At 42.4% G+C, this 7,990-nt stretch carries 5 protein-coding genes and 1 pseudogene; 1 reads left to right on the top strand and 5 read right to left on the bottom strand.

Annotated features, from left to right (window positions below):
• Positions 1-98: 98 nt before the first annotated feature.
• From CWC03_RS05760 to CWC03_RS05740, 5 genes and pseudogenes are all read right to left on the bottom strand, one after another.
• Positions 99-2,249 (bottom strand): M3 family metallopeptidase, encoded by a 2,151-nt coding sequence (locus CWC03_RS05760; RefSeq protein WP_138580946.1) that lies wholly within the window; start codon positions 2,247-2,249, stop codon positions 99-101.
• 122 nt (positions 2,250-2,371) lie between these two features.
• Positions 2,372-3,289, bottom strand: a complete 918-nt coding sequence (gene folE2, locus CWC03_RS05755) for a GTP cyclohydrolase FolE2 (protein ID WP_138580945.1) — start codon at positions 3,287-3,289, stop codon at positions 2,372-2,374.
• An 18-nt stretch (positions 3,290-3,307) separates the two neighbouring features.
• A pseudogene (locus CWC03_RS23960) lies at positions 3,308-3,463 on the bottom strand (GTP cyclohydrolase FolE2); the annotation flags it as partial.
• A gap of 111 nt (positions 3,464-3,574) precedes the next feature.
• A complete protein-coding gene (locus CWC03_RS05745; protein WP_138580944.1) occupies positions 3,575-4,909 on the bottom strand; it encodes a dihydroorotase in 1,335 nt (444 codons plus the stop codon).
• A gap of 11 nt (positions 4,910-4,920) precedes the next feature.
• Positions 4,921-5,412: a Fur family transcriptional regulator gene (locus tag CWC03_RS05740; RefSeq protein WP_138580943.1), complete on the bottom strand. Its 492-nt coding sequence runs from the start codon at positions 5,410-5,412 to the stop codon at positions 4,921-4,923.
• Between the two features lie 66 nt (positions 5,413-5,478).
• On the opposite strand from CWC03_RS05740, the gene CWC03_RS05735 reads away from it, so the two are divergent.
• Positions 5,479-7,872, top strand: a complete 2,394-nt coding sequence (locus tag CWC03_RS05735; protein WP_138580942.1) for a TonB-dependent receptor — start codon at positions 5,479-5,481, stop codon at positions 7,870-7,872.
• Positions 7,873-7,990: the final 118 nt, after the last annotated feature.

Below are 7,990 nucleotides of genomic sequence, written 5' to 3'. Positions count from 1 at the left end.
CCCTAAAACTCTCTGGCTAGACAAGGAAAAAACTAAGTTGTGCTTTAGCAACAATGAGTTGGAACATTCTTTATCCAAACCTCAGGTTAAATAGTGTGTTATTTAGGGGCTAGTCCTCTGCGTTTCAATAGCGCTTCAGTCGTCGGCTCTTTTCCGCGGAATGCTTTGTAAGAGTCCATTACAGGTCTTGAGTTACCAACCGATAAAATATGTTTACGATATTTTTCGCCATTTTCAAGTTTTAGGCCACCGAGCTTTTGCACGTATGCAAAGGCATCGGCTGCTAATATTTCACTCCACATATAAGCATAGTAACCAGCAGAATAGCCGCCTCCCATAGAGTGCGCAAAAAATGCTGATTTATAACGCGGTGGAACGTAGTCGAGGGCGACTCCATGCTTTTTCAGTGCCGCTTGTTCAAATTCATTGATATCAGTGGGTGCATGCTCGGGTGAAATTGTATGCCACTCCATATCTAAGATCGCAGATGCCATGTACTCCAATGTATCGTAGCCCATATTAAAAGTTCGTGAGCGGATCACTTTATCAAGCAGTGTTTTTGGGATAGGCTCCCCGGTTTGGTAATGCTTGGCATAGTTACTGATAACTTCAGGGTGTGCAGCCCAGTCTTCCTCAAAGGTTGAGGGAAACTCAACAAAATCACGAGAAACAGCGGTTCCAGCAAGACTCGGATATTTTACGTCAGAAAACATCCCATGTAAGCCATGTCCCATTTCGTGAAACATAGTTGTCACTTCACTGTAGCTCACAAAGGTTGGTTCACCATCAGGTGCCTTTGCAATATTCATGACATTGATAACCACAGGCTTTTGGTTTAATAACTTAGATTGCCCTACAAATGAATTCATCCAAGCTCCACCATGTTTACCTTCTCTTGCAAAATAGTCGGCAAAGAATATCGCGAGGCTTTCACCATTGTTATCGATCAGTTCATAAGCCTTAACATCTGGATGATACACAGGTAAGTCAGGGCGAGCTTTGAAACTTACGCCGTACAGCTTATTCATGGTATAAAAAACACCATTTTCTAAGACGTTATTAAATTCGAAGTACTTTTTCACTTCTGTTTCGTCTAGGTCATAACGAGATTGACGAACTTTTTCAGCGTAGTATGCCCAGTCCCAAGGTGTGATGTCGAACGATTGCCCTTCGCTTTGAATAAGCGTTTTAATATCTGCAGCCTCCTTTTCCACGTTGGAAACAACGGCTGGCACCATGCTGCCAAGCATGTCGTAAACTGCTTTAGGGTTTCCAGCCATTTGCTTTTCTAGGCCGTAGTCTGCCCAGCTTTTATACCCTAACAGCGCTGCTTTTTCGGCCCTTAACTGTGCCAGCCGGATGATAATTTGAGTATTGTCATTATCACCTGACTGAGCACGATAAGCAGAAGCTTGCCAAATCTGTTGCCTAAGAGCTCGGTTGGTTAAAGACGCTAAAATAGGTTGACGAGTGGTGTTGGTAATACCGATTAAGTACTTGTCTTTATGTCCTGCAGCTTCAGCCGCACGTTTAGTGGCAAGAATTTGTCTTTCTGTTAAACCGTCCAATGTGGCTTTATCATCAACAATCACTGATATGGCAGACGTTTCTGCTAATAGGTTTTGTGAAAACTGGGTAGTCAGAGAGGAATGCTCTTCATTGATTTTGCGAATTTTCTCCTTATCTTCAGCACTTAGTTTTGCGCCAGCTCGCACAAAGTTGGTGTAGTAAACATCCAATAAACGCTTTGATTCCGAGTCCAGTTCGAGTGTGCTGTGATTATCATAAAGCGACTTGATACGGTCAAATAATGCGGCGTTCAAATTGATGTTATCGCGGTGCTCTGCGAGCATTGGGGCTAGTTCTTTTTGTAATTGACGACGCTTTACTGAGCTATCTGTGGCAATTAAGTTAAAAAACACGCTACTGGTTCGCTTTAGCAGTACACCACTTTTTTCCATTGCAACTAAGGTGTTTTCAAACGTAGGCGTTGCAGGGTTAGTTGCAATACGCTCGATTTCTTTGAGGTGCTCTGCCATACCCAGCTTAAATGCAGGCATAAAATGTTCATCTTTGATCTGGTCAAACATTGGGCTTTGGTAGATTAAAGTACTGGCGTTGAACAGTGGATTGTGATGGCGTGATTCACTTTTCTTAGGCACGCTAGATGCCACCTCCGTTGTATAATTTGAACAACCAGAGACAAAAAGCGTGGAGTAAATCGTAACGGCGATGATGGTTTTTTTCATAAACTTCTCAGTATTTTGTGTGATGTTATAGTGTATCTACTTATGTTTGTGTTTGTGGTTGTGTTTTATCGCATAATAATGGCGGTATCATGATTCTTGCATCTTAGGCAGATAAGTGTTTCTTAAGTCAGTTTTTGGGCCGGAAACTTATTATCAATGGCGACAGCATTGTGAGCATGCAAACTTTCTTGGTGTTCAATTTTGAACCAATAATCAACAAATTGTGTGTTTTGCTCTAAAAATTGTTTGACTCGTCGTGCGGCATCTTCACAAAACATTAGGTTTTCTGCATTTAGCTTCGCAAATGCTTGTTCATCTTCACGTTTTACCGCAGTTTGAACTGGCGTGCCAATGGCTTGTTCTAGCGCTTTTATAAGGTTTGGAATGAGTGGTAACGTCCGTTCTGTTAGTTTTACCGTTACGTAAGCGAAAGAGCGCTGGCTATGAGGTGTGGCAATGCTCCCTTGTAGAGAGGTTATCCACGTCATTAGTTCGTGTTTTGAAATCATCTGTTGGGAAAACTGTTCTTCGATCTCTTCACTTAATGCTTGTCTAGAAAGTGCCGCTGAACAAGGGCAGGTACTTGAATAGGCAATAGTAAGTGATAACTCATAGCTAAGCTCTGAGTTTATATACTCACAATTAAGCGTGATAGGGTAACTTTGATAGCCGAATTGATCGCTCAACAATGCTGGTTTATCTATGGTTACTTCAAACTGTAACTCAAGCTTGGCTGCTTTGCTCAATCCTTGTTGAGATTGAACCGACTCTTTTAATAACGCTTCAATCGTTTTAATATTCAAAGGAGTCGTACTTAGTATCTCTCTCAAGCGAATGTATAACCGGGACATATGGATCCCTTTCGCCTCAGGTTTATCAAGGCTAACAAAAATATTTGCAAGAGCGTTAACTCTTTGGCAGGAGGAGCTTGATATTTCCACCTCTAAAGGTATGGCAATTTTTTCCATACCCACCCACTTTAGCGGTAAGGCTGTTGTTGCAAGCTGCCCAGAGGCAACATCAGGTAAAGATACTGTCATATTTATTTCCGACGAGGTTTCTAGGGCCTGTTGATCTTTGCTGTTTGATTTTTGTTCTCCTGAGTGTGTTTTGGTCGCGACGCTCGACTTGCCGCCTAGTAATCTAGGCAAAAGTTGAGCAACAATGAACAAAGCGCACTCAGGTGAACCCAAAGGGCAGCGTTTGATTAGCATTTTTACTGTGTTATCGCCTGACTCACATAGAATAACTATGCTACGCAGGCTCTGCCTTGTACAAATACCAATCAAACTGCTGCAAAAACAAACTTGAAAGGTAAACATGCCCTAGCGATTAAAAATTAGTGGCATAGCGGCTGTGGGTGTATTAAGCGGTTGTTGGCCGTCATAAACAAGACTGCCATTCACCCAAGTTTTTAAAACTTTTGCTGAAAAACGGTGACCGTCGAACGGGGTCCAGCCACAGTGATAGTGTGTTTTCTGATGGCAAGTGAGCGTTTCGTGATGAGGGTTCACGAGTACCAAGTCAGCATAGTATCCTTCACGAATAAAGCCTCTATCTACAATGTGATATCTTAACGCTGGATTATGTGCAACCTTCTCAACGAGCTGCTCTATAGATAAACGCTGATGATGCACATGGTCGAGCAAGCTTAACAATGCATGTTCAACTAAAGGTAAACCCGCAGGTGCTTGCTGGTAGGGGAGTTGCTTTTCTTGCCAAGTATGAGGTGCGTGATCAGTAGCGATAATATCTATTTGATTATTTCGTACCGCTGCTAACAAAGCATCACGATCGCTTTTCGCTTTAATCGCTGGGTTGCATTTTATTAGGTTACCCTGCAGTGCATAATCTTCTTGACTGAACCACAAATGATGAACACATGCTTCTGCCGTAATATGTTTGTCGCGAATATCGCCTGAAGGGAATAAGCTCAATTCTTTTTCTGTTGTGATATGCAGTACATGTAAATCGCTACGATATTGTTTCGCTAAAGATACAGCGTACGAAGAGGAAGAATAACACGCTTCGGCGTCACGAATGATGGGGTGATCTTGAATTGTTAGACTGCCACTGCGTCCTATGCACATGGATAAATTCTTTTCAATCACTCTTCCATCTTCACAATGGGTGACAATTAGGGTTGGGCTTTCTCTGAAAATTGCGTCGAGTGCTTGTGGATGCTCAACGAGTAGATCGCCTGTTGATGCCCCCATAAAAACTTTAACACCGCAGTACTTCTTCGCATCTAAACGTTTGATTTGTTCTAAATTATCTTCGGTTGCCCCTAAGTAAAAACTATAGTTTGCAAGCGAACTTCTAGACGCAATCGCGTATTTCTGTTCAAGAGCTTCAATGGTTGTAGTCGCAGGGCTTACGTTTGGCATTTCCATATAGCTGGTGATACCACCTGCCACAGCAGCTCTGGATTCTGAGGCTATATTGCCCTTCTGTGTTAAGCCGGGCTCACGGAAATGTACTTGGTCGTCTATCATTCCAGGGAGTAGAAAATAACCTGTCGCATCCACAATATAGTCATGTGGCTGTGCAGTTATTGAGCTTGCAATTTTGTTTATTCTGTTATCAACGATAAGTACATCACATTCTTGTGATTGGTTCTCGTTGACCACAATTGCATTTTTTATCAGAGTGTTTTTCATATTGTAGGGACCTATTTGTCAAGTTTGGCTTTGCAAAGGTTACATAAGCCAGGCAGCTCTAAGCGTGCATTTGCAGCTGAAAATCCAGTACTTTCTACCGCTTTAAATAGATGCTTGGCAGCCTCTTGAACAGAATCTATTTCTTCTATTTGATGGCAGGATTTGCAGACTAAGATCACGGATAGATGGTGATGGCACGCACCATCTAGACTCTTACAGGCTATATATTTATTTGCAGAATGGATCCGGTGTGCCAGATTGACTGATTCTAAGAATTCAAGAATGCGGTACACGGACATTGCTAGAATAGGAGAGTTGGTGCTTTTATTGTATTTGTCAGTAAGTTCATACGCTGATAGCGGCTCGACTGTTTGCAATAATATTTCTAGCACACCCTGTCGTTTTTCAGTTAAACGCAGCCCTAACGATTGGCATTTTGCTTGAGCCTGTTTGAGAATAAAGTTTCGTTGAGTTTTGTTCACGGCAATGACGACATAATCCATTCAACTGTTGATATAATATAACATATCGAGCACAATTGATACAATATAACATTTATTGGAGTCGTTATGTCTAAACTATCAACAATATCCTTGCTCGTTGCTGCACTGTTACCTCCAAGTCTTGTAGCAAAGTCTATAGAAGGTACAGTCGTCAATAAAGTTGGTAAAGGGATTGCAAATGCATCAATTGAGGTCGAAGGAACTGATATTCGCGTACTCACAGATAACAATGGTCATTTTCAAATTTCGGGTGTTGGGCTTGGAAATAAACAGATCCATGTAAGAGCACCTGGTTTTGCTCATCTGCATAAGGCGCTCACTCTGGATCAAAGTGGCGTTAAAAACGCAATGCTAATGTTAAATCGTTCTCCAATAGAAGTTATAGATATTGTTGCTACCCCTGTACATATGTCGGCGATGGAATCGGCAGTTCCAGTTAGTGTTTTGTCAGGTGAAACATTGCGTCGACAGCAAACCGCTACACTAGGGGATAGCTTAGAAAAACTGCCTGGCGTCAATACAAATTTTCACGCCAAAGTAGCAAGCACACCAATTATTCGAGGTTTGAGTGGCCCGCGAGTGTTGGTGACGCAAAATGGATTAGATGTCAGTGATGTATCTAGAGTTGGTCCTGATCACTCAGTCGCCTCCGAAGCTTCAACGGCTCAACAAATCGAGGTGTTGCGAGGACCTGCAACTCTTTTTTATGGTAGCGGTGCGATTGGGGGAGTGGTTAACGTCGTCGATACAAGAGTTCCAACCGATAATACAACTCGCGGAGAATGGAATCTGGAAAGTAACTCTGTTGATGACCAAAATACAGCCTCGTTTAATGCGACATCGGGTATTGGTTCTGTGGCTTTATATGTTGATGCATTCTGGCGAGAATCTAATGATTACGAAGTACCTGTTCCTGCTGAAATTCATGAGCATAGTGAAAGGAATAACAGTGGTGAACATCACTATAAAGTAGCAAATAGTGCTGAAGAGTCTGATGGTTTTACTGTTGGCTCAAGTTACTTATTTGATCAAGGTTATGTCGGTGTGGCTGTTGAGAAATTTAACCGCAAATACGGCATTCCGGGACATACGCATGGTGATGAAGAAGCACATAATGAGGCTGAAGAGCAGGTTTTTGCCGACTTAGCACAAACAAAAGTGCAACTATTAAGCGAGTACAAGTTTAACAAAGGTTGGCTTGATAAAGTGAATGTGCGTGCTGGTTTTACAGAGTATGAACATGCTGAAGTTGAGCACGGCATGGTTGGAACAATATTTAAGAATGATACCAATGAGTTAAAGGTTGATTTACTACATCAGCCTCTGTCTGCTTGGACTGGTGGGGTAAGCTTACATTACAAACACAGTGATGTTGAGGCTCAAGGTAGTGAGGCGTTTACGCCGCCATCTGATACCCAAACACTTGCGATAGGGGTAATGGAGGAAAGGCGGTTTGGTGATTTTTTAGTGCAGTTAGGTGGTCGTATTGAGCAAGTGGAGATCACCGCAAGTAATGTGCCTTTACCGAGTATTGATGCCCACTCGCACGATACTGAAATGCATGACCACATCGGTCACGATTCAGAAGCAACAAAGGTATATGCGGTTGAGCATCAGTTTACCCCTGTCAGTTTATCTTCGGGTCTTGTATGGGACTTTGCGCAAAATTATAACCTGGGGTTATCTGTTTCACACTCTGAACGAGCTCCTTCTTCATCGGAGTTATTTTCCTTTGGTCCTCACATAGGAACTGGCACTTACGAGGTAGGAGCGTTGTTCAAAATGGATGAGCACGGTCATTTTGAACTCGATGAGCAAAGCATAGCGCTAGAAAAGTCGCACAATATTGATATTACACTGCGAAAAACCCAAGGCGATATAGGCTTTATTTTTAATACTTTTTACAACCAAGTAGATAACTACTACTATCAAATAGAAACTGGGTTGTACGCCCAGAGCGGCCATAGTCACGACCACAATCATGAACATGAGCACGATCATGCTTCCGAATTACCTATTTATTTATTCAAGACAGATGATGTGGTTTTGCACGGTTTTGAAGCGCAAGTTGCTTGGCAATTGACCGACGAGTTGAAAGTTGATGTTTTCTCTGACTTTGTGCGCGCCAGATTAGAAGAAGGCGGCGATTTACCTCGTACACCACCTCTGCGCTTTGGGTCACAGCTAAGCTATCAGACGGATAATCTCAGTGCACATATCCACATTACTCGATATCAAGAGCAGGACCGGATTGCACCAGAAGAAACCGCGACCGACGGATATACCTTAGTTGATGCTAGCATCTCTTATGATCTTTCTGTGTTAAATCAAGATCTCTCTATTTATCTTAGAGGGAGCAATCTGACGGATACAGAAGCACGAGTACATAGTTCATTCTTAAAAGATATAGGCCCTCGTCCGGGACGCAGTTTCGCGCTTGGTATTCGCGGCTATTTTTAGTTTTAGCAGGTTAAACCATTGTGTACCTGCTGGTTAAAGCCACACAGGTACACAAGTCACTGAGTTGTACAACAACATAAATCTTATCTATATGTAGCACGAGATTATTACCGACACG

Source organism: Pseudoalteromonas sp. S2755 (assembly GCF_005886535.1).
In the GTDB taxonomy this organism is placed as follows: Bacteria; Pseudomonadota; Gammaproteobacteria; order Enterobacterales; family Alteromonadaceae; genus Pseudoalteromonas.
This window is presented reverse-complemented; position numbering and strand designations above follow the sequence as displayed.

Coding starts and splice junctions, on each gene's coding strand:
- CWC03_RS05745 (WP_138580944.1), bottom strand. CDS start 4,909: ATGAAAAACACTCTGATAAAAAATGCAATTGTGGTCAACGAGAACCAA.
- folE2 (WP_138580945.1), bottom strand. CDS start 3,289: ATGACAGTATCTTTACCTGATGTTGCCTCTGGGCAGCTTGCAACAACA.
- CWC03_RS05735 (WP_138580942.1), top strand. CDS start 5,479: ATGTCTAAACTATCAACAATATCCTTGCTCGTTGCTGCACTGTTACCT.
- CWC03_RS05760 (WP_138580946.1), bottom strand. CDS start 2,249: ATGAAAAAAACCATCATCGCCGTTACGATTTACTCCACGCTTTTTGTC.
- CWC03_RS05740 (WP_138580943.1), bottom strand. CDS start 5,412: ATGGATTATGTCGTCATTGCCGTGAACAAAACTCAACGAAACTTTATT.